Raw genomic sequence first — 26,354 nt, 5'->3', positions numbered from 1 at the left:
GACACCTCTACTATCCCTTTGCTAAGGAGACTATCTCCTCGCCTCTACTTTATAATCCTTGCGTAACGGATGCCCTTCAAAATCGTCCGAACATAATACTCGTTTGAGATCCGGATGGCCCTCATAAATTATACCCAATAGATCGTAAGTTTCTCTTTCCATCAAATTAGCCGCAGCCCATAAAGAAACCACCGAAGATAGCCGGGGGTCCTCTCTCTCTAGATTTACTTTTACCTTAAGCTGATCACATTCAGGCAGGGACATCAAGTGATATACCGCCACCATCTTTTCCTCATAATCCACCGCCGTTGAGTCCAACAGCATATTGAAATGGTACTTATCCTTAATAGTACCCATTACATCCAGCACATCGTCTTTATTGACATAAAGTGTACCGGGTTCCTCCTCTAAGACGGCTACTTTATCCTTGAACTTCTTGGCAAGCTTCTCCACCAATTTGATTTGCTTATCCATGCTCTCTCATCCTTACTACATTAGGATTAATTACCTTCTGACGCAGCTGCAGCAACCCGTAAATTAGTGCTTCCGGTCTTGGTGGACAACCAGGAACATACACATCTACAGGTAAGAAAGTGTCCGCGCCAGGCACAACATTATAGGAATCAACAAAAGGACCGCCGCTTATAGCACAGCTACCCATAGCTACCACATACCGGGGTTCAGCCATTTGGTCATAAACCCGCTGAACTAAAGGAGCCATCTTCTTTGTAATGGTTCCGGCAACAATCATTAAGTCTGACTGCCGGGGCGAGGGTCGAAACACCTCATAACCAAATCGGGAAATATCGAACCTCGCACCACCTGCCGCCATCATCTCGATTGCACAACATGCGAGACCAAAAGTGACCGGCCAAAATGAATGGGCCCGTGCGTAATTTAGCACCTTATCAACTGAAGTAACAATAATATTGTTCTTAGACAATTCTTCAATTTGTTCAACCTGGTTTCCTTTAACTACATCCATTCCAATGCTCCTTCCTTCCAAGCATACCACAGGCCAATCACGAGGATGGCAATGAAAATAATCATCTCCACAAAGGCAAACCATCCCAAAGATCTGAATTGTACTGCCCAGGGATAAAGAAACACTGTTTCAACGTCAAAAACAACAAAAATTAATGCGTAAAGAAAATAACTAATCTTAAACTGCACCCATGTAGGACCTTGAGTCTCTAATCCACACTCATAAGTGGAAAGCTTCTCCGGACTCGGACGCTTAGGTCTCACCAGCCACGCTGTCCCCAAAAGAATGATTGGGAAAACTAAGCCAACGATAAAAAATACACCAATCCCCGAATAATCTTGTAACATCCATTCCCCCCCTTTCAAAAATGTTTGCCTTGAAGAATAATAAAAGCAACACCCTTGCCCTAAACAATATTGTTATTCGCCATATTAAAATAAATCCCTTCAAAAACAGTTAACTTTTTTGCTGTAACTCCCGCCCACGATTGTTCATGAAAGCACCCTTAGCAATATATTCCATGCCAGAATTTCTTATGATTATTTACAGGCATTCTTTGACACCACTAAAGGAACACCGGTGTATCGAACTGACGCCATATTTAATAACCGCCTTTCTATGTTCTTCTGTAGGATAGCCAAAATGTCTGTCAAATCCATATTGCGGGTAGATTTGTGAATATTTACGCATGATGCTGTCCCGTTCTACTTTAGCAATAATACTTGCACATGCAATTGCTGCACTCTTTTGATCACCTTTTACCACCTTAATCTGGGCCGAAGGAAATCTGCATGTATGTATCCCATCAATCAATATAATTTCCGGTACCTCACATAGTGTCGAAAGTGCTGTCTCCATAGCGCGGAGAGTAGCCTGGTGTATGTTAATTTCATCGATAATCTGCGGTGGAATTACCCCCACTGCCCAAAATGCAAGATGCTTTATTTGTTTGGCGATGTATTCCCTTTTGGGTGCATTTAATCTTTTAGAATCATCTGTTCCCAATGGCAGCGTCACACCCGTTGGTAATATCACCGCTGCAGCTACCACCGGTCCGGCCAATGGCCCGCGACCAGCTTCATCTACTCCGGCCAAGAAGCCGTTTGCAGGTAGATATCCTGCATCAAAAGCCAGCAACTTCGCCAACCGCTCTTGTTCCTCTTTATCCTGCTGTTGCTTTTGGCACCACCGCTGGTATAGTTTGTTTACCCCTTTGCGAGGGTCATTCCTCAACGCTCGAACCATACCGGGGCTAAGCAAACCCTGCAACAATATCTTTTCTATATCCTTAATGGATTTATCTCTTAACATTTATCTTCCTCCACGGCTAAACATTCTTTGTAGATTAGGAAATCCCTGCATAAACGCTTCTTTTGGAAGATATACTTTTATAGGAATTTGTCGATTTTAGAGGAAACCCAAAAAACACCGCCTCATTCCTAATTTTGCCATAATTCAAATTTTTCTATTCATCAACCATTAGGCATTAAATAATCCCGCCCAATTTAATTAGGCGGGACCTCCATGCTGAAATTTCCCAACTTACCCGAACGAAATTCCCGAAGCACCAGCTCAGCCGTTTTTTCATAATCCACCTTGCCGCCGGATAAAAGGCAACCCCGCTTAGTTCCGATTACTTTCAATACTTCCAAGGGTTCGCCCAATGGTAGCGATAAATCATAACGATGCGCCAAGGATTGCGGATGGTTGTCGGATAACCATTTAATTAATGACAGTAACGCTTCAAAAACATCAAATACACTATCACTGATACATCCTATCCATGCTAACCTTAATCCAATATCCGGGCTTTCAAACTTTGGCCATAGTACCCCCGGCGTATCCAACATCTCTACTTCCTTACCTAATTTGAACCACTGCTGACCTCTGGTTACCCCAGGTTTCTGACCTGTCTTCATCGCTGCCTTCTTCACCACTCGGTTAATAAAAGAAGATTTGCCAATGTTAGGCACGCCAATTGCCATGCTGCGAATAGCTCGTGGTCTTAAACCCTTTTGGCTTCTTTTGTCTAAGATAGGCTGACCCAACAACTTAATCTTATCAATAATCAGCCTCCTGTTCCCAGTCAAAGAATTAAAAGGTACAGCCAACTGCCCTTCAGCCGAAAGATATTTAGCCCATTCTTCGGTAATTCCCCCTTCAGCTAAGTCTTGCTTATTTAAAATCACTAAGCGCGGTTTTATTCCAGCAAGCTCGTCTAAGCGCGGATTAGACGAAGCCAAGGGGGCCCGAGCATCCCGTAACTCCACAACCAAGTCGACAAGTGTCAAAGCTTCTTTGATTTTTCTTTCGGCCTTTGCCATATGTCCCGGATACCAGTGGATACTCATAATAACCTCCACGTTAAAAGAAATTTTAGTGGTATCATTTTACTTAATCAATCCCATCCTATTTAACGGCCAAAAACGGATGATAGCCCTACCAATAATCAAATCTTTATCCAGTGGACCCCAAAACCGACTATCTTTACTATCATTCCTGTTATCTCCCATCATAAACAATGTACCTTTAGGTACTGTTACCGGACCAAAATCCTGCATAACCAGGTTCTGACTCAGATAGGGTTCTTCTAACTTCTTCCCGTCAATGTATAAATTATTATCGCGAATTGCCAAGGTGTCCCCTCCGAGACCAATTATTCTTTTTACAAAATCGGTATCAGGATTCACCGGATATTTAAAAACAATGACTTCTCCACGGTGGGGCTGTTTAAACCAATAATCAAACTTGCTTACAATTATTCGGTCCCCTGGTTTCAAAGCGGGTACCATTGATCGGGATGGAATATAGAATGGTTGGAAGATTAGCAGGCGTATTACAAATGCCAACACCAGTGCAATAGCTAATGACTGAACTGTCTCCGCTATGAACTTTTTAACCAAAGCAACCACCTTCATCATCAATTTTACAGTGGAGTCATATCTTTAGAGAAAAAAGACTGGTATTAACCAGTCTTTACTTCCTCTTTTCCTTAATTCTTGCTGATTTCCCTACTCTGTCGCGGAGATAATATAACTTCGCACGCCGCACTCTACCTCTACGAACTATCTCTAACTTGGCAATACGCGGTGAATGAACCGGGAAGGTCCTTTCAACGCCTACACCATAAGATACCCGTCTAACAGTAAAGGTTTCGCGTAACCCTTCACCTCGCCGCTTGATTACAGTACCTTCAAACACCTGAATTCTTTCTCGAGTACCTTCCACAACCTTTACATGAACACGCATTGTATCGCCAGGCTGAAAACCAGGCACCTGCTTAAGTTGACTTTGTTCAATCGTTTTGATCAGGTCCACTGTATGTAGCCCCCCCTTCACTAAGTTGTTCCTTTAATTTAAGGCCCATTTTTACACATAGAGTATTATAACACAAGCAGTTAAGCCTTGACAATATTCTACCACCATTTTTCTCCACAGAGCCGATCTAAGATAATTGCAGCTGCACTGCGGACAGACAAATGATTGTAATCTCCTGCACCGTAGATTGGCTCTAGTACTAAGTCTACTTGTTCCATCAATTCCCGTTTAATGCCCCAACCGGTGCCAAACAATAAGATAAAGCTTTTATCTTCATGCAGCATCCGGCGAACCATCCCGTATCCTACCGTTTGTGGAAACACACGAGCGTCAGTACCAATAAGAATGGGTCTCTTTCCATCCTTTTGGACCACCTCTTCTATCATTAGCTCCAAACTATCAAATACATCCACCCGTTCAAAAGCCTTTTGCCTATCAGGATTAAATTGGGCACCTCGCTCTGAATGCCAATAGCTGATAATCCGATTCACCATTTCTCGCTGCTCTGCCAGAGGTTGGATCAAAAAATAACCATTCAAATCGTAGGTGGCAGCTGAGCGGGCAATATCATGAATGTCCAGGTTAGTTACCGAAGTATTGATAACATCCATTCTTTTATTATACACGGGGTAGTGCAGCAATGCTGCGTACAGCCTACCTTTTCGTGTGGTTACCATGATTATCCCTCATTATTATTTCCAAAATTAGGCGGGGTATCCTTTATCTCCATTAAGAGTTTTCTATCCTCAGGGGATAGAATCTTCTTTTCGAGCAAATCAGGCCTTCTTTTATCGGTACGCGCCAAAGACATTTTTCGCCGCCAATACCTAATGGCCTCGTGATTTCCGGATAAAAGCACCTGCGGCACCTCCATGTCCCGGAAAGAGCGCGGACGGGTGTATTGAGGATATTCCAACAATCCTTCAGCAAAGGAATCTTCCTGGGAAGAGCTATCATCCCCCAATGCGCCCGGGAGTAATCTAGTTACCGCATCCACCAGCACCATCGCCGGCAATTCCCCCCCGGTTAAGACATAGTCACCTATAGAAATTTCTTGAGAAACTATACGTTCGCGAAACCGCTCGTCCACCCCTTCATAGTGTCCACAAACCAATATCAATCTTTCTTGCCTGCTGAGTTGTTGAGCGTGTTCCTGGGTAAATGTCTCGCCTTGGGGTGTCAGAAGCACTACAGGAATATTCTCTCCGTCACAAGCATTTTCGACTGCGCGAAACAAGGGCTCCGGCTTCATCACCATTCCCGCGCCGCCACCAAAAGGATAATCATCCACCTTGCGGTGCTTGTCCTGAGTGTATTCTCGAATGTCTATTACATTGACAGAAAGCAACCCTTTATCTCGAGCCCGTTTAATGATACTTTCTTCCAATGGTTTAAACATTTCCGGAAAAATGGTTAAAATATCTACCCGCATAATTCCACCTACGTTAACCCTGGTAACAATTTTACGGTTACCCGTTTTTCTATTAAATCAATCTGTGATACCCATTCTTTCACAACCGGAATCAAGAGTTCTTTGCCGCTATTCCTGTCTATCACAGCAAAAATGTCATGTCCACCGGGTTCTAGTATTTTATCAATTTGGCCCAAATAGTTACCATCTTCGTCATATACGTCAAGACCAATAAGCTGAAAGTGGTAATATGAACCCTCCGACAGTGCTTTCACCTCTGATTTAGAAACTACTACGTCAGCATCTCGATAAAGTACGGCTTCATCCATATCGTGTATTTCTTGAAACTTTATTATTAAAAATTTTTTGTGTTTTCGTACCGTGTCAATATGCAGTATCTGACAACGTCCGTTTGTTTCCACTTCCACTGAGCTCATTTCTTTAAATCTCTCGGGAAATTCCGTCAACGGTAAAATCTTTAACTCGCCCCGGTGACCATGGGTGGTGGTAACTTTACCTATGATTATTTTGTCCCCTGACCTTTCACCGTTCTGCAAGCAAAAACCTCCTTCCGAAAAATCACCGAAAAACAGTTATAGTGCGTGTTCAAAAAGTCCATTGTAGCAGGAGCAAGAAGTTCAAGGCGCGAAGGCTTTCAGACGCGGAGCGTACTGGTGGCGTACGTGAGCAGTCTCAAAGACTGAGCAACGCAGAAATTCGCCGCTCACCTGCGATGGACTTTTTGAACATCCTCTTATACAAAGTAAGGGGCTAAAATAGCCCCTGAGCATTATTGCAGAATTTCTACAACTACCCGTTTTCCTTCTTTAGCTGCCGCTGCCTTTGCTACAGTTCTGATTGCCTTTGCAATTCTTCCCTGTTTACCAATAACTTTGCCCATATCATCAGGAGCTACTTTCAATTCAAGAATTACGGATTTTTCACCTTCAATTTCATTTACCTCTACCGCTTCCGGGTTATCTACAAGAGCTTTGGCCAATAGTACAACTAATTCCCGCACATTGAACCCCCCTTTAAACACTCTATCTGTTCTGGAATTTCTCCCACACTCCCGCTTTGCGGAACAGTGCCTTGACGGTATCGGATGGTTGAGCACCTGTGCCTAACCAATGCAGTGCCCGATCCTCTTTAACTAACAATTCCTCGGGAGATTTTACGGGATTGTAATAACCAATCTCCTCAATAAAACGACCATCTCTGGGAGAGCGGGAATCCGCCACTACCAATCGATAGAAAGGGTCTTTTTTAGCACCCATTCTTTTTAGTCTAATTTTAGTTGCCACCTGATGTTTCACCTCCTTAAATAAATTACCAGAAGATTATTATTTTATACCCCTGAGTAAACTTACTTTGCCATTATCACGGTTTTTCATGATTGGTATTACTGAAAAACACCAATTATTTGAAAAAGGGCAAACCCATACCGGATTTTTTAGCCTTTTTAGCCATTTTTTTGGCCATTTTCCCCTGTCCAGCACCGGCATATTGCTGCATCAACTTTTTGGATTGTGAAAATTGCTTTAACAATTTATTTACATCCTGTACCCTTGCGCCACTTCCCGCTGCAATCCGCTTTTTGCGGCTCCCATTAATAATTTCAGGTTTTCGTCGTTCTTCGGCGGTCATTGATTGAATAATTGCTTCAGTACGAACCAGTTCCTTTTCATCAACTTGCAGGTTTTCCAACTGCTTGACATTTCCCATGCCCGGAAGCATGGAAATTATATCCTCCAGCGGCCCCATTGATTTCATTTGTTCCAACTGGTCCAAAAAGTCCTCCAATGTAAACTGCTGCTGACGAAGTTTTTGTTCCAATTGTTTTGCTTTCTCCTGGTCGAATGTTTCTTCCGCTTTTTCAATCAAACTCAGCATATCACCCATACCAAGAATTCTCCCGGCCATTCTATCCGGGTGAAAAGGCTCTAATGCATCGAGTTTTTCGCCAACGCCCGCATATTTGATCGGACAACCGGTAACAGCTTTTACAGAAAGCGCCGCACCACCACGAGTGTCACCATCAAGCTTAGTGAGAACTACACCAGTAACCCCTAATTGTTCATTAAATTCTTTACTGACATTAACGGCATCTTGCCCGGTCATGGAGTCAACCACCAAGAGAATTTCGTGGGGTTGAACAGTTTCTTTGATATCTCGTAATTCATTCATCAAATCAGCATTGATGTGTAGTCGGCCCGCCGTATCAATAATTACCGTATCGTTGCCATGAATCTTCGCGTGTTCAACCGCACCTTTAGCAATATGCACGGGGCTATTCTTATCCCCGAGAGAATAAACAGGTATCTCCAATTGTTCGCCAAGCACCTGCAATTGCTTGATTGCCGCCGGGCGATAGACGTCCGCCGCCGCCAGCAGCGGTCTCCTGCCTTTTTTACGTAATTGATTGGCAAGTTTGCCGCTGGTTGTGGTTTTACCGGCACCTTGAAGTCCTACCATCATCATCACAGTCGGTGGTTTAGAACTCATGTTTAGGCCCGTTTGAGAGCCACCCATTAGGGTGGTCAGCTCTTCATTGACTATTTTTATAACCTGTTGCCCTGGGGTCAAGCTGTGAAAAACCTCTTCCCCAACCGCACGTTCTTGAATTTTCGCTACAAATTCTTTAACAACCTTATAATTAACATCTGCTTCTAGTAAAGCCAGTCGTACTTCCCGCAATGCTGTCTTTACATCCGCCTCAGATAATTTCCCTTTTCCTTTAAGTTTTGAAAAGGTGTTCTGTAATTTTTCCGCTAATCCGGAAAAAACAGCCATTTAACTTCCTCCTTAGGGAATTAACTTCTCTTTAACAGCATCCAACATCTTTTTCCCGCGCTGCTTTAAATGGGGATCCTGGACTGCCTCATCTAACAAATTTTGCAAGCCGATAATTTCCAATGTAATATTTTCATATCGACTTATCAGCTTTATCTTATTTTCGTATTCTTGTAGAATTTTTTCAGTACGTCGCAGGTTATCATGTACTGCCTGACGGCTTACTGCTAATTGGTCGGAAATTTCCCCCAGCGACAAGTCGTGATGATAATAAAGCTCGATCATTAATTGCTGTTTTTCTGTAAGCAGCTCGCCATAAAAATCAAAAAGTCTAGCCATCCGGGTTGTTTTTACCAGCATATAATCACCTTGTGTAAAGTAATTTTGCTTGACACCAACCTATAATACAAAATATTCTTCAAAAAGTCAAGCCTGGCGAATCCTCCACTGTCTATTATGGTCATTTTTATTGAGATGGTCGTGTGAGTCTTACAGCCCTGTCCCTTATTTCCCTGAAAAGTTTTTCATCATCAATAGCCGCAACTTTGCCTTGTTCCATTACGATTTTACCATTAATCACCACGGTGTCTACATCCCCCGCTTGGGCAGCGTAGACAACATGAGCTGGAACATCATGTAACGGATAGAGATGCGGTTTTTGAAAGTCCAGAAGTATCACATCCGCCTTCATTCCAGGTGCTAAGACTCCCACTGGCAATCCTAAAGCCTGGCCACCGAATTTGGTGGCCATTTCCAAAGCTTGGTAAGAACAAATCACTGTTGGGTCTTCCTTATTTACCTTATGGAGCAAAGCGGCAGACCGCATTTCTTCCATCATGTCTAAATTGTTGTTACTAGATGCACCGTCTGTCCCCAGCGCTACATTAATTCCGGCCGATAGCATTTCCGGCACCGGAGCAATGCCACTGGCTAATTTCATATTACTTTCCGGATTATGAACTACTTTTACATCATTATTAGCTAGAATAGATATTTCTTCACTGTCTACATGAACGCAGTGAGCCGCCAGCACCGGAAAATTAAATAAACCTTGAGCCGCCAAGTGTTTTACCGGGGTTTTACCATAATTTTTGGTAATCTCTTCAACTTCTTGTTTCGTCTCTGCCACGTGAATATGAATGCCGGTGCCAAGTTCCTCCGCCAATTTCATTACCTTTTGCAAGTATTCCGGCGGGCAGGTATAAGGTGCATGAGGACCCAGCATAGTGGTTATTCGGCCGTTAGCCTGCCCTTGCCAATTCTCTACCAACTCCCTGCTTTCATTCAATGCATGTGTTCCGTTGGGAGCCATACCAACCATACCCCGGGAAAGCGACGCCCTGATACCGCTGTCCCTAACTGCCTTGGCAGCATCGTCCATAAAGAAATACATGTCAGCAAAAGTTGTTGTGCCACCGGCGATCATTTCTCTGGCGGCAAGCATTGTACCCCAGTAAACATCATCTCCGGTCAAATTTGCTTCCAACGGCCAAATCTTTTCTTCCAGCCACTGCATCAATGGCAGATCGTCAGCGAAACTCCGCAGCAAAGTCATGGCAGCGTGGGTATGGCAGTTGACAAACCCGGGCATAACCACTTTTCCCGCAGCGTCAATAACCGTATCCGGCCGCCAATCTGCCGGAATATCTCCTACAGCCCGAATTTTATTACCATCTATAAAAAGACCTCCTTGATAGTATAAGTCCCCTGCATCAGCTAAACTTTTTTCCATAGGAAGTAAAATACCGTTTTTTATTAATATTTTACTCATTGGCTGCCACCCCCGGTAATTTTCTTTAACTCCTCCTGATAAGGCGCGCTAACAACACCCTTATCAGTTATAATGGCACTAATCAACCGTGCCGTCGTCACATCAAATGCCGGATTAAATACCGGAATCCCCACAGGAGCCGTCATAATTCCGCCAATCCTACGCACTTCCTCATGATCCCTTTCTTCAATGACGATCTGACTACCGTCAGTAAGAGCCATATCAATGGTCGAGTACGGTGCCGCAACATAAAAAGGAATAGCATGTGCTTTGGCCAGCACAGCCAAAGAGTACGTGCCTATTTTATTGGCCACATCTCCATTGGCAGCAATCCGGTCCGCTCCAACTATCACTAAATCAATTTTCCCCAACTGCATTAAATAACCTGCCATACTATCGGTAATTAACGTTACCGGTATTCGATCCTCCTGCAATTCCCAGGCTGTCAATCTGGCACCCTGAAGCAGTGGACGGGTCTCGTCTGCAAAAACCGTTACCTGCTTACCATCAGAATGTGCGGTACGAATAACCCCTATTGCTGTTCCATATCCTGCCGTAGCCAGACTGCCTGCATTGCAATGTGTCAAAATTGCAGCGTTTTGCGGGATTAGTTTGCTGCCAAAATAGCCGATCTTTTTGTTTAACTCCACATCCTCCCGAAATATCTCCTCCGCCTCTTTTTCCAGTACTTTTATCACTGCTGCCGGAGTTTCATCCAAATGCACCGACATTGACTGCTGCATTCGCTTCACTGCCCAAAAGAGGTTTACGGCGGTTGGCCGCGTATTGAGAAGGACCTCCGCCACTTTCTCTAGGTGCTTTTTCAAAGCCGAAACATTGCCACCGCTAAATTCCATCGCCCCTAATACCATTCCGAAGGCCGCAGCAGCCCCGATAGCCGGTGCCCCCCTTACTTTCATAGTCCGGATAGCATCCGCAACAGCAAGATAATCAAAGCAATTAATTTGTTTAATTTCACTTGGCAGCTTTTGCTGATCCAGCAATAGTAATCGGTCTCCCTGCCAAGACATCGTTTCCACCAAGTTACTTCACCCCTGTAATTTTCTTTGGCTTGATACTGCATCAGTACAACTACACTGTTTCTTTTCCGCCATTTGCGTACTTTTGGCCAGTAAACGCTTGAGTTTGGCCTGATTTGCTGCCATTGTATCCAAAACCTCTTGATGGGTTAATTCAGTGTCAGAAATCCCTGCGGCAGAATTTGTGACTACTGCTACGGCACCATAACAAATTTCCGCTTCTCGTGCTAATACCACTTCGGGAACATTTGTCATTCCAACCACATCACCGCCTAACCGGGCAAACATAGCAACCTCTGCCGGAGTTTCAAACCTTGGTCCTTGGGTGCATATGTATGTGCCTTTTTCAACTAACGGCAGGTTTTCTGAATGAGCAGCCTCAATAAGCGTACCCCTAACCTCCTGGCAATATGGTTGGGTCATATCTACATGCACCACAGCATCTGCACCACCATTAAAAAAAGTATGTTTTCGACCAGAAGTAAAATCGATGAATTGATCCAGTATGACAAGCTGCCCGGGAGCGATATCTTCACGCAGCGAACCTACGGCTGCGGTAGCGATTATCATATCCACCCTGGTTTCTTTAAGCGCGGCGATATTAGCACGATAGTTTATTAAATGGGGCGGCAGCTTATGTCCTGCACCGTGGCGATTCAAAAAGACCACCTGATTACCCTCGGCATAGCCAGCCATCAATTTTACTTCTCCATATTTCGTCAAGACTCTTTGTTCCTCAGCATCTTGGAACAGTCCTGCATCATATAATCCTGTGCCACCAATAATCCCTATCTTCATTCACGAACCTCCTCACGACCGAACAGTGCCTTGGCAAATAACTCCGGTTGGAAAGGTCTTAAATCCTCCATTCCTTCCCCGATACCCACCAATTTTACAGGAATACCTAATTCATTAGCTACGCTTAAAACAACCCCACCTTTTGCCGTCCCATCTAGTTTTGTGAGAGCAATTCCGGTCACACCGACAGCTTCTTTAAATATTTTTGCTTGGGATATGGCATTTTGACCGGTAGTTGCATCCAAAACCAGCAGCACCTCCTGAGGCGCATCCGCTAAGTCTTTGGCTATCACACGATAAACTTTTTGCAGTTCGTTCATTAGGTTGGTTTTATTCTGTAAACGCCCGGCAGTGTCCACAATAACCACGTCATAACCTCTGGACCGCGCGGCATGAACAGCATCGTATGCCACCGCCGCCGGGTCTGAGCCGGCCTGATGTTTAATCACTGGGCATTCAACACGGTTTGCCCAAACTTCCAATTGCTCAATAGCAGCCGCTCTAAATGTATCACCGGCTGCTATCAGTACCTTTTTGCCCTCGCCTCTTAGCTGATATGCTAGTTTTCCAATGGTTGTAGTTTTTCCTGCACCATTGACTCCTACTACCATAATCACGGTAGGAGCATCAGCTAAATTAAGAGCAGCCCCTTCTCCTAACAGCTCCAAAACTAACTCTTCCAATACCAAGTGCAATTCTTCAGTTTCCTTTATTTGGCGGGACTTGACTTCTTCCCTCAACCTTTCCACCAACTGCATTGTGCTTTCAACACCTACATCACCTTGAATGAGGATTTCTTCTAGTTCCTCAAAAAAATCGTCGTCAAATTCCCTTTTGCCTGCAACTAATTGAGATATTTTACCAACGAATCCTTCCCTGGTTTTGCTTAATCCCTGTTTGAATTTATTAAATAACCCTGCCACAATCGTCCCTCCATTCTTTCAAAGTCCACAGCGACTTTGTAAAATACTTCTCCACCAGCAGGCTCTTTTCCTTTCCATTACCTTCCGAGCATTAAGGTATAAATTGAAAAACGGTTAAGGTCGAGACCTTAACCGGAATCATCAATTAATTTGAATAGGTTTACATAAACCCGTGTATTCCTGGGCAATGCCGAACTTTCTGTTACGTATTTCAGCTTCCCGCTCAGGCGTTTCTGCCTGAAAAAATTGCAGACCAAGCTGTTCATCTTCATCTGCCAATTGATACAGTTTGTCACCGCTTTCCACTACCGTGGCACCACGTATCTTGCCCTTGGCATCATGACCGATTGCGACAATCGCTCTTCCCCAAGTACCCGGGCCAGCATTGGCATCGCCAATATGCATCACGCCGGTACCGCCCGGGTGTGTATGTACTATTACAGCATCTTCCGGAACAAGCTCACTATAAATTTTGCGTAATGATTTTTGTGAAATATCTACGGCGCTGGAAGCTAATAGTCGTGAAGGGACAAAACCAATGCCTCCTTCAACTATCTGGCCCTGAGAAACCACCCGGCCGTCTTCAATTCTACCCATCATGGCAACTTCCCGCCCCTGACCAACCTCCATAGACCTGTCCACCAAATCTCTGGCCAGCCCTTTGTCAATGGCATTGATCTTAATGCGGGGAATATCGATAGTATGCTCGTGTTGACTGGTGTATTCGTCACTGCCGTTTTTATTACTGACACCCAGTTCAGTTGTCAATTCCAAATATTTAAGACTAAGTAAATTACTTTTTTTCAGAACTTCCTTTTCGTCATCCATAGTTACCGACCCTAATGTCGCCAAATTTAACATTTCTGATTCCGTGGCCAAATCAAAATATTCTTCCTTTGGCATGATTAATCCAATGCCGGCTAATCCATTATTTTTAACACCAATGCTTATGATAGGCAAGTTAAAAAAATCTACACCGGAAACGTCGGTAATTAAACCGGTTTTTCCGGGGCGTGTCATTATAAGCACAGCATTATCTGGGACCGACGACATTCCCTCTATTAACGATTTACCTTCCATGTTCGTTATATGGCTCAGCATTATTCTTAACGGAATGCCATTTAAACCACCATCAATTACTTTTGTGCTGGAAGAAACAAAGCCGGTGTCGTCAATAAAACCTAGACAACCCGCGTTTCTACCCTGACTTAACTCTGTCGTTCGCTGCACTAGCATGTCTACTATTTCCTGCGAAACAGCTTTTATTTCCATTCCCAAGCCTCCCCGAAAAATAATTTTTTGTGCACCCATACATATTTATTTTTCCCGGGGCGAAGGGAACTATGCAAGAATCAAATGGTTAGCTGACCCGACCGCTGCGTTCCAATTTTACCGATACAAGTTTTGATGTGCCGGTATTCTCCATCGTTACTCCGTAAAGATCGTCAGCACCTTCCATAGTTCCCTGGCGATGAGAAATTACGATAAACTGAGTGTTGACAGCAAAACCCTTTAAAACATCAGTAAAGCGGTCCACATTAGTTTCGTCCAAAGATGCATCAATTTCATCCAACAAACAAAAGGGACTAGGCCTATACTTCAATATGGCAAAAAGCAGTGCAATTGCCGTAAGTGCTTTTTCTCCACCAGATAATAGGGAAAGATGACTTAGCTTTTTTCCCGGAGGTTGGGCAATAATATCAATTCCGGCTTCTAATACATCTTCTGCTTCAGTAAGACGAAGTTCAGCGGTTCCGCCGCCAAACATTGTTGAGAACATTTCAGTAAAATATTGATTTACCCGATTAAACGTTTTACCAAACCTTGCTTTCATGATAGATTGCATTTCAAAAATTACTTTGTTCAAAGAATTCTTTGCCTCACGCAGATCAGAAAGCTGTTTGGTAAGAAATTCGTACCTTTCACTCACCCGCTGATATTCCTCAATGGCGCCAATATTAACAGTCCCCAATGCCTGCATCTCTTGACGTAAGCTGCGCAGCCTAGTGGTTAAGCCTCTAACCTCCAATTCGTCATCTTGGTCTAACAGCGCCTGCTCGTAGCTCATTTGATGGTTTTCCCATAATCGTGCACAATAATTTTCTTTTTCTGTTTCCCATTTGGCAAGTTTAATTTCTTTTTGATTTAATTCTATTTGCTGCTGCTGCAAACTTTTATTATTGAATTTGATTGTCTCTTCTAACTGTTCAATGTTGATTTTGCATTCATTTTTTTGTTCTTTAAGTCCCAACTCAGCCTCATGCAGCTTTTCCAGCAACAGTGCTAGTTCCTTGCTTTCTTTACTGAAATTTTCTAATTTTTGATTTATTAGTTGATTTTGTTGAACCAGCCTTTCTGATTCAGAGTTTTTCGCTGCCATATCCACAATTACATCATTTAATAGCCGTTCCTGCTGATTAATATCGTTATTAACTGACTGCTCTTGTTGTTCTAAAGCGGCCATTTTTACCTTTTTACCAGTTATAATTTCTGAAATAGTACTTTTCCGGGACTCCAAATTTCGGTTTGCCTCAGTTAGGCTTGCGAGGTCCTGCTCCTTGCTGGTGCGCTGTTGCTCTAAGCGGGATAGCTTCTCTTTAAGTTCAGTTTCTTGAGCTTCAATGGAAGATAAATCTTCTGACAACTGGGCTTCTTCCCATTCGAGACCAGTTGATACTTCCACTAAATTATCTATCTCCTTAGTTAAAGTCACTGCCGATCTTTCCAAAATATCTTGTTCCTTAAGTCTCTCTTCAATCAATTCCTTAAGTTCTGTTTCTTGACCATTAAAGCCAGCTAGTTTTTGCTGTTCTCTTATCATTTGGTCATTAATCTGCTTGAATTGACCTTGCAATTTCCCAAGCGATTTTTGCAGACGATTTATTTCACCTTCACGACGAATCAGGCCACTCTCCTTAGGACTGCTGCTCCCTCCGGTCATCGCTCCACCGGCATTGACCACTTCTCCCTCTAAAGTAACAATCTTCATTTTAAAGCCGTATTTTCTCGCCGCCGTCACAGCACTTCTCATGTCTTCGGCAATAATCACACTGCCAAGCAGGTGGTCCAATATCGGTTGATATCGTTCTGGAGCATTAGCCAAATCCTTCGCCACACCAATAATTCCGGCCATGGATACAATGCCGCTTAATTTACCGGATAATAGTCGAGGTCGTACCGTATCAAGAGGAAGAAAAGTAGCTCTACCACTGTTGTTGCTTTTTAAAAACTGGATGGCGCTTTGCGCATCAGTATCATTATTCACCACAATATTTTGGGCAGCGGCTCCCAGCGCTGTTTCTATCGCCAATTCATACCTTTCCGGTACCACAAAGAGTTGGGCTACGGCACCACAAATACCGGTCAAGCCCTGCTGTTGTTTCTCATGAGCCTGAAGAACCTTTCTTACACCACGGTAAAACCCGTCATAACCCTTACTAAGACCTTGTAGTGCTTCTAGCCTATTAGCCTTTTTACTTATTTCAATTTCCACCTGACGTCTTTGCAGTTCCTGCTGCTCTAATTCCCGTCCTAACGTTACAATTATTTCATCCAGATCCATCAGCTTCTGGCGGAAGTTATCAACCTTCTTCCCCTCTGATGCCATTCGTTCTTCTATATCAGCCAATGCTTTCTTTTTTTCAGTTAGTTTGTTTTGCAACTCACTTCTCTGTTTGAGAAACCGCTGCTCTTGTACACCATAGTTACGCCTGTTTTGGTCTTGTCTGGCCAACTCGTTTTTTACACTGCTTTCTTTGTGCAGCATATCAAAAATCTCGTTTTTCAAATTCTCTGCGTTTACGGCACCTGTAGAAAACTGATCAATCAGCTGCTGATAGTTGTTTTCTGTCTCAGTAACCTCACTAAACACTTTCTTAAGTTGATCGGCTATGCCTTGCTGCTTCTCCCTGATGCCAGCTATTAGTTCCTCTAACCGGCCTTTCTTTTCCTGCAGGCGTTCCTTTTCTTGAGATAATTGGTCTATTCTTTGGCTGCCGTTCTGACGTTTTTCCTTCTCTATACCCATAGAAGCTTCCAAATGCTGAAGTTCTTGTTCTTGACGGTAAAGGCGCTGCTGTATTTCACTAATCTTTTCCTCTAGCTGCTTTAAGTTGAGTTTGTTTTGCTCAAGGTCTGCTTCCATCAGATTATTCTGAGCTTCTCCCTCTTTCACTTCAAGCAGTAATTGCTCCCGTTGCTGTCCGGTTTGGTCCAGCTTCTCCTGTAGTTTGCCGATTTCCACCACGGCACCCTTGATTTCAAGTTTATCGTGTTTAGACTTCAGAGACTGGTATTGTTCAGCTCTTGACGCTTGTTCACCCAGCGGTCCTAATTGAGATTCAATTTCCTGAACCAAATCCTGGAGGCGCTCGATGCTCTGTTCCGTCCTATCTAATTTTTTGGCAGCTTGTTGTTGACGATATCGGTACTTACTAATGCCTGCTGCTTCTTCCAACAGAGAGCGCCTATCTTCGGGCTTAGAATTTAGAATTTCTTCTACTTTTCCTTGCCCAATTATAGAAAAAGACTCTTTACCCACGCCACTATCCATAAATAACTCATGAATATCCTTTAAACGGCAGGGCGTTTTATTAATTAAAAACTCGCTTTCTCCTGAACGAAATACGCGCCGAGTAATATCCACTTCATTGAAATCAAGAGGTAAATTCCCATCTTCATTGTTTAATACCAAAGAAACCTGAGCCATGCCTACAGGTTTTCGTTCTTTACTGCCGGCGAAGATTACATCTTCCATTTTATTACCCCGAAGTGACCTGGCGCTTTGTTCCCCCAGTACCCACCGCACCGCATCAGCGATATTAGATTTACCAGAACCATTTGGTCCCACCACAGCTGTAATGCCCGGGCTAAACTCCATTATTGTTTTATTGGCAAAGGACTTGAATCCTTTTATCTGTAGTTGTTTTAAGTACAACTTGTTCCCTCCCCCAAAGTTGACTATTACTTCCATTATTTTACCATAGCGGGTAATCCCTTACCAGTAACTAGCAGTTTCTATGTATCCTGGATTCCCGAAAAGTATAACGATGATGTCTAGAAGCATTGGAAACAGTAACCTTAAGCTCGTTACACATTTCATATGTGTAACGATGTGTCGAAAATGCTCGAATTCCTAAAAGTGTTGTTATTACAGAGCCTCAAGGGATTGCCTCGTTATATATTTGTAAGATCCGCGGGAATGCAGGATGTATAGGAAATTATCCACAACCCATAATTTCCTATACATCAAAAAAAATAGCCGTAACCCATTATCGATTACGGCAGAGATAAACCATATTCCTCTATTAACAGTGTCTTCATATCTAACTCACCTTTATTAGTGCCATTGACTAAAATGCTGACTCCATCACCACTAGAATCTCTATCCGGTTTAATCTCAAGTCCTATACCGGAATACTCATGTTCTAGGCGGATTTGGTTAATTCTTCGATATCCAATCATTGCTGATAAAGCTTGAGTAGATACTAAAAGCCTAACCATATCTCCCTGACAAAGATTTTGTCTCTTTAATAGCATTTTGGCCATATCATAATAAATACGCGTTTCTACCAAATGCCCCAATGCTTGGTGATACGGGCCCGCAACCACTTCTGCCTCCAACCCCGGCGACGGGTGAAGCCCCACACGAATAACGGGAATATCGTTAGCCTTCAATAACACCACCGCCCGCTTGCTGAAGTTTATAGCGGTTTCCAAGGTTAAAGGGCGATAGCCGATATCGGCTTGCATTGAAGCCAAAGTCGTATTTTTTAAAACAACTGTTGGATACAAGCGACAAAAATCCGGGTGAATCAGGACTGTTTTCGACACGGAAGTGAAATCAGAGCTCTCTGTACTGCCTGGCAATCCTGGCATCAGTTGAATACCTACCTGAAAACCATTGTCACGCAGCATCCTGAATGCCTCCATGGAATGCTGAGACGTATGTCCCCGGCCGGATAATGTTAAAACCTGGCTATCAAAGGATTGTACTCCCAGTTCCACCGTTCCTACAGCATAATCTTTTAGCACTTGTATTATGTCCTCGTCAATATAATCAGGTCTGGTGGAGATACGAATTCCATTAATAGCACCTGTCCGCAAGTACACATTTGCCTCCTGCAGAAACTGCTGCTGCCGGGCTTTAGGTAAACCGGTAAAACTGCCACCGAAAAAGGCAATCTCTTTTATTGCCTCAGATGGAATAGTTTGCAGATATGTATTGACAATTTCTTTTACAGCAGCTGGTTCCGGCTGGGATGCAGCACCGGAAATAGCATGTTGATCACAGAACGAACAGCGATGCGGACATGCTAAATGGGGAACAAATATTGGTATAATGTAATGTTTCTTATTCATCATTTTCTCTCATCAAACATTTCTAGGGCCGCTTTAGCAGCTTGCTGTTCCGCCTCTTTCTTGCTTCTTCCCTGGCCTTGAGCCAGCAGCTTATCTTTCAGAATTACTCCCGCTATAAACCGCTTATCATGATCAGGCCCAAATTCCTCTAAAATAGTATATTGTGCGTTATTAGTATACTGTTTTTGAATTCTTTCTTGTAGAACTGTCTTGTAATCGCCATAATTTCCACAACTGGAGGCTTGTTCAATTTCTTTATCCAAAATACCGTGGATAAATTTAGCGGCTTGTTCCATCTCCGCATCTAGATAAATGGCAGCAATTAGTGCTTCAAACGCGTCGGCAAGAATAGACGGACGCTGTCTACCACCAGTCATTTCTTCTCCCCGCCCCAAAAGAAGGTATTTTCCCAAGTCAATTTGCTGGGCGGCCCTGGCCAGGGCCGCTTCACAAACTACAGCTGCACGAATTTTAGTCAGTTCACCTTCAGGTTTGTCCGGAAAAAGGTCGTAAAGATATCGAGCAACCACCAAATCTAACACCGCATCACCCAAGAACTCTAATCGCTGATTATGGGCCAAACCTATGTTAGGATTTTCAAAGACATAGGTTGGGTGAACCAATGCCTGATTTATCAAATCAGCTGATTCCACGACAAGTTGAGAGCGAGTTATTAATTCTTGAAGCTGCCGTGCCCTGTTTTGCTCCATGTTTTCACCTTCTAAACTTCTTAAAAATAATTGTGGCATTATGACCACCAAAACCCAAAGAATTTGACAATGCCACTGAAACATCTAGCTCCCGACACTCATTGGCTACATAATCCAAATCACATTCCGGGTCTGGGTTATGATAATTGATTGTCGGAGGCACTTTGCTATTAGTAATAGCCATAGCAAGAATTATTGCCTCTATAGCACCTGCCGCCCCGAGTAAATGCCCGGTCATCGATTTAGTAGAACTTATTGCTAACTTCTTTGCGTTATCCCCAAATACTTTCTTAATAGCCATACTTTCAAACTTATCATTAAGTTCAGTAGATGTTCCGTGAGCATTAATGTAATCCACATCTTCCGGAAATAAATTTGCATCCTTTAGGGCCATATTCATGGCCTTAGCCGCTCCGGTTCCTTCCGGGGCGGGGGCTGTAATATGATGTGCATCGGCCGTACAACCGTACCCTACCACCTCTGCGTATATATTTGCTTCACGTTGTTGCGCGTGCTCCAGTGTTTCAAGAATTAAAACACCGGTACCCTCACTAAGTACAAAACCGTTTCGGGTTTTATCAAAGGGACGGCTGGCTCGCTGTGGGTCATCGTTATCAGTAGTCATTGCCCTCATGGCACAAAACCCTGCAAATGCCAGTGGAGTCACCGATGCCTCGCTTCCGCCGGTGATAACCACCTGAGCAGCGCCACGCTGCAATAGTTTGTATGCCTCACCGATTGCATTTGTCCCGGTAGCGCATGCATTGACTACTGTAAGGTTCGGACCGCGAGCCCCAGTATCAATTGATATTTGCCCTGCTGCCATGTTGCCAATCATCATAGGGACAAAGAATGGGCTGACCCGGTGTGCCCCCTTCTCGATTAAAACTTTGGTCTGTTCTTCAAAAGTCTGCATACCGCCGATACCGCTGCCAAAAATTACTCCAACCTGGTCCATATCCTCGCTGTCCAAGTCAATTCCTGAATCTTTGACAGCCATTCTGGTACCGGCTACCGCAAACTGAGTGAAACGGTCCATTCTTCGGGCTTCCTTGCGGTCAAAGTAGTCTTTTGGGTCAAAGTCCTTCACTTCGCCAGCAATACGGGTTGGTAGATCACTGGCATCAAACCGCGTAATATGATCCACGCCGCTTTGTCCCACCAGCAAATTGTTCCAAAAATTATCTTTTCCCGAACCTACCGGGGTGATCGGTCCCATTCCTGTTACCACAACTCTATGCTTCATACCATCACCTCCCCTATTTTAGAAAATCCCGCAGCATGCTACGGGATTTTAGCACTTACTTTACTTTACTTTCTTTGTTGAATATATTCTACAGCTGCACCAACAGTAGTAAGTTTTTCAGCTTCCTCATCGGAAATTTCCAAGCCAAATTCTTCTTCCATAGCCATGATTAATTCTACAATGTCTAAAGAATCCATCTCCAAATCTTCGAAAGAGGTAGTCATGCTCACCTCGTCGGCTTCAACACCTAACTGGTCTACTACAATTTCCTTAATCTTACCAAAGACATCCATCAGTGTCACCTCCCCTCATGAAATCTAATAGCTATATGTTGTATCGGTGTAGACGATAATGTATGTTTATACCATACCCCCGTCCACTGGAACTACTTGACCGGTAATGTACCCCGCCGCTGAAGATGCTAAGAATATTACCACCCCTGCAACATCATCAGGGCTGCCTGCACGGCCCAATGGAATTTGATTTTTTAGTTCACCTGCTGCCTCATCACCCAACTCAGCGGTCATGTCCGTTTCAATATAGCCAGGCGCTACGCAATTAACTAAAATGTTGCGGGAAGCCACTTCCTTGGCCATTGATTTGGTAAAACCAATTATACCCGCTTTAGCTGCTGAGTAGTTCGCCTGACCGGCATTGCCCGTCAAAGCAACCACTGATGTCAAATTGATAATCCTGCCCCATCTACTGCGCATCATAGATTTTAAAACAGCTTTGGAACAAAGGTAGGTTCCTTTTAGGCTAGTATTCACCACTTTATCCCAATCAGACTCTTTCATGCGAAGCAGTAATCCGTCGGCCGTTACACCAGCATTATTGACCAGAATATCTACGTCACCCAACATTTCTTTTATCTTGGCTATCATTCCCACTACATCTTGGGCAGAACTGACATCAGCCTGCACACTAAACGCTTCTCCCCCTGCGTCCCTAATTACCTTGACCACTTCTTCTGCAGCTGCTTCATTGGCTGTGTAATTAACGGCCACCTTAGCCCCTGCCTCAGCTAATTTAATTGCTGTAGCCCGGCCAATACCCCTAGACGCCCCTGTTACCAAAGCTACCTTACCCGCCACACTCATTGTTTCACCTCTTTAAAATAAGCTATTGTCTTTTCGAGACTGCATAAATCCCCAACATTTAGAACGGTTGCCTTTTTATCGATTTTTTTAACCAAACCACCTAGTACCCTGCCAGGACCAATTTCCAAAAAGGTGTCAACATCGTTCGCTAACAGCATCTCCACGGATTCATGCCACTGCACCGGATGGTCAACTTGAGCAACCAGCATTGATCTGGCTTCTTGCCCCATGGAGACTGCTTGAGCATTGACATTACTGATCACCGGTATACTAGGGTCTTTAAATTCAATTGTAGCTAGCTCGTCGGCAAGCTTTCCTGCTGCACCACCCATAAGACTTGAATGAAAGGGACCGCTTACCGATAGCTGTACCACTCGCTTAGCGCCCTCATTCATAGCAATCTCCCCCGCTTTTCTAACAGCGGTGGTTTCACCAGCAATAACTACCTGCCCCGGACAATTATAATTGGCAGGTTCCACAACACCATATGGGCGGGCTTGATTACATATGTTCAACACTACATCCTCAGGTAATCCGAGAACCGCAGCCATAGTTCCTTCGCCGGAAACAACTGCTTCTTCCATGAAATATCCACGTTGTCGCACCAATGTTACAGCTTCTTCAAAGGGAATCACTCCTGCTGCAACCAATGCGGTATATTCACCAAGACTGTGGCCAGCAACAAAATCGGGCTCAGGCAGACCATGGTGTCGGACTACAGCAAGTGCAGCAATACTTGTGGTCAGCACTGCTGGTTGCGTATTTGTTGTCAGAATCAGCCTTTCCTCGGGCCCAGAAAAACATAATGTTGACAAGGAATGTCCCAATTTTTCGTCTGCTTTCTTGAACACATCCAACGCTTCCCGATAGGATGAGGCCAACTCGCCACCCATACCCACATATTGGGAGCCCTGTCCGGGAAACAAGAAAGCCAATTTACCCATTATAAAGTATCACCTCTTAGCATACCTGCCAAATCTGAAGCAACTTTTTCAGCTTCAGAAATCATATCTGTAATGATTTTCCTCGCAGGCTGCACATTCTTAACCATAGCTGCAGATTGACCCGCCATCAGCGAACCGTATTCAATATCGCCCTCAACCACCGCAGCTCTAAGTTTCCCAGCACCTAATTCTTCAAAAACTTCAAAAGACGCACCATCAGCCCGCAATTTAGCGAACTCTCTAGTAAGTTTATTTTTCAACACTCTAACCTGATGCCCTTCAGGACCGGTAGTAACGGTATCCCTGTCTTTCGCCTTAAGAAGAGCCTTTTTATAATTCTCGTGAGCTATACATTCCTCAGCACACACGAATCGGGTGCCTACCTGTACTCCTACTGCTCCTAGCGACAAAGCTGCCACGAGTCCTCTTCCGTCTGCAACACCACCGGCTGCTATCACAGGCAGGTCGACAGCGTCCACAACTTGAGGTACAAGTGCCATGGTGGTAATCTCACCAATATGCCCCCCGCATTCCATTCCCTCAGCAATCAAACCATCCACCCCGGCTCTGGCCAATCTTTTTGCCAGCGCTACCGACGCAACCACAGGAAACACTTTTATATTGGCTTCCTTAAGTCTGCCGATATGTTTACCAGGGTTTCCCGCACCAGTGGTAATTACCTGAACTTGTTCTTCAACAATAAGATCCATAATATCCTCAAGATAAGGCGACATATAATAAACATTTACCCCAAACGGTTTTTTAGTTTTTTCGCGGACCTTTCTGATTTGTTCCTTAACAACCTCGGGCGGTGCATTACCTGCACCAATAATACCCAAGCCGCCCGCTTCGGAAACCGCAGCTGCAAGTTCTGCCGTAGCAACCCACGCCATTCCTCCTTGAATGATGGGGTACTGAATGTCCAATAAATCGCATAACGCTGTTTTCATTATTTTCCCCCCCTCACGGTGCTCCCGGTCCAGGTCATTACTACTGACCCCCAGGTAAGGCCGGCGCCAAAACCAACAAGCAAAACTACATCGCCGTTCTTAATTTTTCCTTCATTTACTGCTTCGTCCAAAGCCACCGGAACAGAGCCTCCGGACATATTACCGTATTTATCAAGGTTAACATATACCCGCTCAGGTGAAAGATCTAATCTCCTAACTGCTGCATCAACAATCCGAATATTTGCCTGGTGCGGTACTAAAAAATCTATATCTTTTTTAGTTATCCCTGCCTGTTCTAGGGCTTTCTTGGCAGCCTCATCCATTACCCTTACTGCAAACTTAAAAACTTCGGTTCCACTCATTTTGATGAAATGTTCTCTCGCAGCAACAGTTTGCTCACTTGCCGGGAGGCGCGACCCTCCGGCAGGCAGCTTCAACAAATCGCCGCCGCCACCGTCAGCGCCAAGATATAAGGATAAGATGCCCTGTCCTTGTTCTACCTGACCCAGAACACATGCCCCTGCGCCATCGCCAAACAAAACGCATGTGTTACGGTCTTCCCAATCTAGCAGACGGCTAAGTGTATCAGCTCCTACTACTAACACTTTATCATACATTCCTGTCGCGATAAATTGACTACCTACCGCCAAGCCATAAATAAATCCTGTACAGGCGGCCTCCAAATCAAATGCTGCGGCTTTTTTGGCTCCCAACATATTCTGTAGCAGACAAGCAGTTGATGGGAAAAGCATATCAGGGCTAGCCGTGCCAACAATTATCAAGTCCAATTCATCCGCGGATACGCCGGAACTATCCAATGCTCTTAATGCGGCCTGATAGCATAAATCAGATGTAGCTTGATGAGCAGCCACCCGTCGGCGTTCCTTTATACCCGTCCTAGAAGTTATCCAAGCATCACTGGTTTCAACTATTTTCTCCAAATCTTCATTGGTAATTACCTCTTCCGGCAGATAAGAACCAGTACCTAAAATTCCTACACCTCTTGAAAACACTATTTATCTTCTCCTCGCAATCTTGATTTTGTTGACGCTACAAAACCGTTGTTTACGCAAACCCCAGCAGCTTTAATAGCGTTTTTGATAGCCTTGGCATCAGAACTTCCGTGGCTAATAATACTAACACCATCAACCCCCAGCAACGGCGCACCACCATATTCGCTATAATCCATCAGCTTTTTAATGTTTCTAATTCCGGGTGCAACCATAGCGGCACCAATTTTATATCGATATGTAGATGTCAATTGGTCTTTTATTGCGTTCATCAAAAAGGTTCCCAGCCCTTCAGCCAGTTTCAAGACGATGTTTCCCACAAAACCGTCACATACCATCACATCAACGTTCCCTATAGTAATGTCCCTCGGTTCAACGTTACCGATAAAATTTAATGACTCGTTCTTTAGAAGCTGATAGGTTTCGACAGTTAACTCATTTCCCTTGCCTTCTTCAGAACCGATGTTTAACAGTCCAACAGTAGGGTTTTCCATTCCTAAAACCTTTTCCGCGTAAATGCAGCCCATATGGGCAAACTGCACCAGGTTTTCCGGCTTAGAGTCAGCATTAGCACCACTATCTAACAAGACCTTGGGTCCTTTAGCCGTTGGAAACAGAGTAGAAATAGCCGGACGTTTAATACCTTTTATTCTACCAAGATCAAAGAGGGCCGCAGTCATTTGTGCTCCTGTGCTTCCTGCAGATACTATTGCCTCGGCGTATCCATCCTTAACTAACTTCGTTGCAACCACAATAGATGCATCTTTTTTACGACGAACCGCTACCGCAGGTGCTTCATCCATATGTATTATTTCAGTTGCGTGGCGTATTTCTATGTCTGTATCCGAGGGAAGCAGCTCTCTCATCCTTTGTTCATCGCCAACCAGCGTAATATCGTAACCAAGTTCATTTCTCGCCAATAACGCTCCGGCGACAATCTCCTCCGGTGCGTTATCGCCGCCCATGGCGTCTACTGCTATTCGCATGTTACCCTC

29 protein-coding genes are annotated in these 26,354 nt (G+C 44.1%); all 29 read right to left on the bottom strand.

Annotation, left to right across the window (positions count from 1 at the left end):
• Positions 1–30: 30 nt before the first annotated feature.
• Complete coding sequence (locus tag MFMK1_RS10390; protein WP_366921642.1) at positions 31–474, bottom strand: NADH-quinone oxidoreductase subunit C; 444 nt, start codon at positions 472–474, stop codon at positions 31–33.
• A complete protein-coding gene (locus MFMK1_RS10385) occupies positions 467–985 on the bottom strand; it encodes an NADH-quinone oxidoreductase subunit B (RefSeq protein WP_366921641.1) in 519 nt (172 codons plus the stop codon). Before MFMK1_RS10385 ends, MFMK1_RS10390 begins: the two co-directional genes overlap by 8 nt.
• Positions 976–1,332, bottom strand: coding sequence for an NADH-quinone oxidoreductase subunit A (locus MFMK1_RS10380; RefSeq protein ID WP_366921640.1), 357 nt, complete (start codon positions 1,330–1,332; stop codon positions 976–978). Before MFMK1_RS10380 ends, MFMK1_RS10385 begins: the two co-directional genes overlap by 10 nt.
• A 196-nt stretch (positions 1,333–1,528) precedes the next feature.
• On the bottom strand, positions 1,529–2,296 hold the full coding sequence (rnhB, locus tag MFMK1_RS10375; protein ID WP_366921639.1) for a ribonuclease HII: 768 nt from the start codon (positions 2,294–2,296) through the stop codon (positions 1,529–1,531).
• Between the two features lie 194 nt (positions 2,297–2,490).
• Positions 2,491–3,336: a ribosome biogenesis GTPase YlqF gene (ylqF, locus tag MFMK1_RS10370; protein ID WP_366921638.1), complete on the bottom strand. Its 846-nt coding sequence runs from the start codon at positions 3,334–3,336 to the stop codon at positions 2,491–2,493.
• A gap of 39 nt (positions 3,337–3,375) precedes the next feature.
• Positions 3,376–3,888: a signal peptidase I gene (lepB, locus tag MFMK1_RS10365; protein ID WP_366921637.1), complete on the bottom strand. Its 513-nt coding sequence runs from the start codon at positions 3,886–3,888 to the stop codon at positions 3,376–3,378.
• 73 nt (positions 3,889–3,961) lie between these two features.
• On the bottom strand, positions 3,962–4,303 hold the full coding sequence (gene rplS / locus MFMK1_RS10360; protein WP_366921636.1) for a 50S ribosomal protein L19: 342 nt from the start codon (positions 4,301–4,303) through the stop codon (positions 3,962–3,964).
• Between the two features lie 98 nt (positions 4,304–4,401).
• On the bottom strand, positions 4,402–4,980 hold the full coding sequence (locus MFMK1_RS10355) for an RNA methyltransferase (protein WP_366921635.1): 579 nt from the start codon (positions 4,978–4,980) through the stop codon (positions 4,402–4,404).
• 2 nt (positions 4,981–4,982) lie between these two features.
• A complete protein-coding gene (gene trmD / locus MFMK1_RS10350) occupies positions 4,983–5,738 on the bottom strand; it encodes a tRNA (guanosine(37)-N1)-methyltransferase TrmD (RefSeq protein ID WP_366924922.1) in 756 nt (251 codons plus the stop codon).
• 5 nt (positions 5,739–5,743) lie between these two features.
• The gene (rimM, locus tag MFMK1_RS10345) at positions 5,744–6,271 is read right to left on the bottom strand and encodes a ribosome maturation factor RimM (RefSeq protein WP_366921634.1); all 528 of its coding nucleotides are present in this window, start codon (positions 6,269–6,271) and stop codon (positions 5,744–5,746) included.
• A gap of 233 nt (positions 6,272–6,504) precedes the next feature.
• The gene (locus MFMK1_RS10340; RefSeq protein ID WP_366921633.1) at positions 6,505–6,735 is read right to left on the bottom strand and encodes a KH domain-containing protein; all 231 of its coding nucleotides are present in this window, start codon (positions 6,733–6,735) and stop codon (positions 6,505–6,507) included.
• A 22-nt stretch (positions 6,736–6,757) separates the two neighbouring features.
• Entirely contained in the window at positions 6,758–7,018 is a 261-nt protein-coding gene (gene rpsP, locus MFMK1_RS10335; RefSeq protein ID WP_366921632.1) for a 30S ribosomal protein S16, read from the bottom strand.
• Positions 7,019–7,133: 115 nt separating this feature from the next.
• A complete protein-coding gene (gene ffh / locus MFMK1_RS10330) occupies positions 7,134–8,507 on the bottom strand; it encodes a signal recognition particle protein (protein ID WP_366921631.1) in 1,374 nt (457 codons plus the stop codon).
• Positions 8,508–8,519: 12 nt separating this feature from the next.
• The gene (gene ylxM, locus MFMK1_RS10325) at positions 8,520–8,867 is read right to left on the bottom strand and encodes a YlxM family DNA-binding protein (RefSeq protein WP_366921630.1); all 348 of its coding nucleotides are present in this window, start codon (positions 8,865–8,867) and stop codon (positions 8,520–8,522) included.
• Positions 8,868–8,973: 106 nt separating this feature from the next.
• A complete protein-coding gene (locus MFMK1_RS10320; RefSeq protein WP_366921629.1) occupies positions 8,974–10,278 on the bottom strand; it encodes an amidohydrolase in 1,305 nt (434 codons plus the stop codon).
• A complete protein-coding gene (mtnA, locus tag MFMK1_RS10315; RefSeq protein ID WP_366924921.1) occupies positions 10,275–11,318 on the bottom strand; it encodes an S-methyl-5-thioribose-1-phosphate isomerase in 1,044 nt (347 codons plus the stop codon). The genes MFMK1_RS10320 and mtnA overlap by 4 nt, the downstream gene beginning before the upstream one ends.
• A 9-nt stretch (positions 11,319–11,327) precedes the next feature.
• Positions 11,328–12,116: an S-methyl-5'-thioadenosine phosphorylase gene (mtnP, locus tag MFMK1_RS10310; protein ID WP_366921628.1), complete on the bottom strand. Its 789-nt coding sequence runs from the start codon at positions 12,114–12,116 to the stop codon at positions 11,328–11,330.
• The gene (gene ftsY / locus MFMK1_RS10305) at positions 12,113–13,039 is read right to left on the bottom strand and encodes a signal recognition particle-docking protein FtsY (protein ID WP_366921627.1); all 927 of its coding nucleotides are present in this window, start codon (positions 13,037–13,039) and stop codon (positions 12,113–12,115) included. Before ftsY ends, mtnP begins: the two co-directional genes overlap by 4 nt.
• Positions 13,040–13,180: 141 nt before the next feature.
• Positions 13,181–14,311, bottom strand: coding sequence for a peptidase S7 (locus MFMK1_RS10300; RefSeq protein ID WP_366921626.1), 1,131 nt, complete (start codon positions 14,309–14,311; stop codon positions 13,181–13,183).
• A gap of 88 nt (positions 14,312–14,399) precedes the next feature.
• Positions 14,400–17,975 (bottom strand): chromosome segregation protein SMC, encoded by a 3,576-nt coding sequence (gene smc / locus MFMK1_RS10295; protein WP_366921625.1) that lies wholly within the window; start codon positions 17,973–17,975, stop codon positions 14,400–14,402.
• A gap of 341 nt (positions 17,976–18,316) precedes the next feature.
• The gene (locus MFMK1_RS10290) at positions 18,317–19,399 is read right to left on the bottom strand and encodes an elongator complex protein 3 (protein ID WP_366921624.1); all 1,083 of its coding nucleotides are present in this window, start codon (positions 19,397–19,399) and stop codon (positions 18,317–18,319) included.
• Positions 19,399–20,109: a ribonuclease III gene (gene rnc, locus MFMK1_RS10285; protein WP_366921623.1), complete on the bottom strand. Its 711-nt coding sequence runs from the start codon at positions 20,107–20,109 to the stop codon at positions 19,399–19,401. The genes MFMK1_RS10290 and rnc overlap by 1 nt, the downstream gene beginning before the upstream one ends.
• A gap of 4 nt (positions 20,110–20,113) precedes the next feature.
• On the bottom strand, positions 20,114–21,355 hold the full coding sequence (gene fabF, locus MFMK1_RS10280) for a beta-ketoacyl-ACP synthase II (RefSeq protein WP_366921622.1): 1,242 nt from the start codon (positions 21,353–21,355) through the stop codon (positions 20,114–20,116).
• Positions 21,356–21,420: 65 nt separating this feature from the next.
• Positions 21,421–21,648 carry an acyl carrier protein gene (gene acpP, locus MFMK1_RS10275; protein WP_366921621.1) on the bottom strand — a complete coding sequence of 76 codons (228 nt, stop codon included), beginning with the start codon at positions 21,646–21,648 and terminating at the stop codon, positions 21,421–21,423.
• Between the two features lie 66 nt (positions 21,649–21,714).
• A complete protein-coding gene (fabG, locus tag MFMK1_RS10270; RefSeq protein WP_366921620.1) occupies positions 21,715–22,455 on the bottom strand; it encodes a 3-oxoacyl-[acyl-carrier-protein] reductase in 741 nt (246 codons plus the stop codon).
• Positions 22,452–23,399 (bottom strand): ACP S-malonyltransferase, encoded by a 948-nt coding sequence (fabD, locus tag MFMK1_RS10265; RefSeq protein WP_366921619.1) that lies wholly within the window; start codon positions 23,397–23,399, stop codon positions 22,452–22,454. The genes fabG and fabD overlap by 4 nt, the downstream gene beginning before the upstream one ends.
• Complete coding sequence (gene fabK, locus MFMK1_RS10260) at positions 23,399–24,349, bottom strand: enoyl-[acyl-carrier-protein] reductase FabK (RefSeq protein WP_428846265.1); 951 nt, start codon at positions 24,347–24,349, stop codon at positions 23,399–23,401. The genes fabD and fabK overlap by 1 nt, the downstream gene beginning before the upstream one ends.
• On the bottom strand, positions 24,349–25,365 hold the full coding sequence (locus tag MFMK1_RS10255) for a beta-ketoacyl-ACP synthase III (protein WP_366924919.1): 1,017 nt from the start codon (positions 25,363–25,365) through the stop codon (positions 24,349–24,351). The genes fabK and MFMK1_RS10255 overlap by 1 nt, the downstream gene beginning before the upstream one ends.
• On the bottom strand, positions 25,362–26,345 hold the full coding sequence (gene plsX, locus MFMK1_RS10250; RefSeq protein WP_366921618.1) for a phosphate acyltransferase PlsX: 984 nt from the start codon (positions 26,343–26,345) through the stop codon (positions 25,362–25,364). Before plsX ends, MFMK1_RS10255 begins: the two co-directional genes overlap by 4 nt.
• Positions 26,346–26,354 lie beyond the last annotated feature (9 nt).

It is taken from the genome of Metallumcola ferriviriculae (genome assembly GCF_035573695.1).
GTDB classification, from domain to species: Bacteria; Bacillota; JADQBR01; order JADQBR01; family JADQBR01; genus Metallumcola; species Metallumcola ferriviriculae.
Note: the sequence above shows the minus strand (reverse complement) of the source record. Positions and strands in the feature narration are given on the sequence as shown.

Coding starts and splice junctions, on each gene's coding strand:
- MFMK1_RS10390 (WP_366921642.1), bottom strand. CDS start 474: ATGGATAAGCAAATCAAATTGGTGGAGAAGCTTGCCAAGAAGTTCAAG.
- MFMK1_RS10385 (WP_366921641.1), bottom strand. CDS start 985: ATGGATGTAGTTAAAGGAAACCAGGTTGAACAAATTGAAGAATTGTCT.
- MFMK1_RS10380 (WP_366921640.1), bottom strand. CDS start 1,332: ATGTTACAAGATTATTCGGGGATTGGTGTATTTTTTATCGTTGGCTTA.
- rnhB (WP_366921639.1), bottom strand. CDS start 2,296: ATGTTAAGAGATAAATCCATTAAGGATATAGAAAAGATATTGTTGCAG.
- ylqF (WP_366921638.1), bottom strand. CDS start 3,336: ATGAGTATCCACTGGTATCCGGGACATATGGCAAAGGCCGAAAGAAAA.
- MFMK1_RS10355 (WP_366921635.1), bottom strand. CDS start 4,980: ATGGTAACCACACGAAAAGGTAGGCTGTACGCAGCATTGCTGCACTAC.
- ffh (WP_366921631.1), bottom strand. CDS start 8,507: ATGGCTGTTTTTTCCGGATTAGCGGAAAAATTACAGAACACCTTTTCA.
- ylxM (WP_366921630.1), bottom strand. CDS start 8,867: ATGCTGGTAAAAACAACCCGGATGGCTAGACTTTTTGATTTTTATGGC.
- MFMK1_RS10320 (WP_366921629.1), bottom strand. CDS start 10,278: ATGAGTAAAATATTAATAAAAAACGGTATTTTACTTCCTATGGAAAAA.
- mtnP (WP_366921628.1), bottom strand. CDS start 12,116: ATGAAGATAGGGATTATTGGTGGCACAGGATTATATGATGCAGGACTG.
- MFMK1_RS10300 (WP_366921626.1), bottom strand. CDS start 14,311: ATGGAAATAAAAGCTGTTTCGCAGGAAATAGTAGACATGCTAGTGCAG.
- MFMK1_RS10290 (WP_366921624.1), bottom strand. CDS start 19,399: ATGAATAAGAAACATTACATTATACCAATATTTGTTCCCCATTTAGCA.
- rnc (WP_366921623.1), bottom strand. CDS start 20,109: ATGGAGCAAAACAGGGCACGGCAGCTTCAAGAATTAATAACTCGCTCT.
- fabF (WP_366921622.1), bottom strand. CDS start 21,355: ATGAAGCATAGAGTTGTGGTAACAGGAATGGGACCGATCACCCCGGTA.
- acpP (WP_366921621.1), bottom strand. CDS start 21,648: ATGGATGTCTTTGGTAAGATTAAGGAAATTGTAGTAGACCAGTTAGGT.
- fabG (WP_366921620.1), bottom strand. CDS start 22,455: ATGAGTGTGGCGGGTAAGGTAGCTTTGGTAACAGGGGCGTCTAGGGGT.
- fabD (WP_366921619.1), bottom strand. CDS start 23,399: ATGGGTAAATTGGCTTTCTTGTTTCCCGGACAGGGCTCCCAATATGTG.
- fabK (WP_428846265.1), bottom strand. CDS start 24,349: ATGAAAACAGCGTTATGCGATTTATTGGACATTCAGTACCCCATCATT.
- plsX (WP_366921618.1), bottom strand. CDS start 26,345: ATGCGAATAGCAGTAGACGCCATGGGCGGCGATAACGCACCGGAGGAG.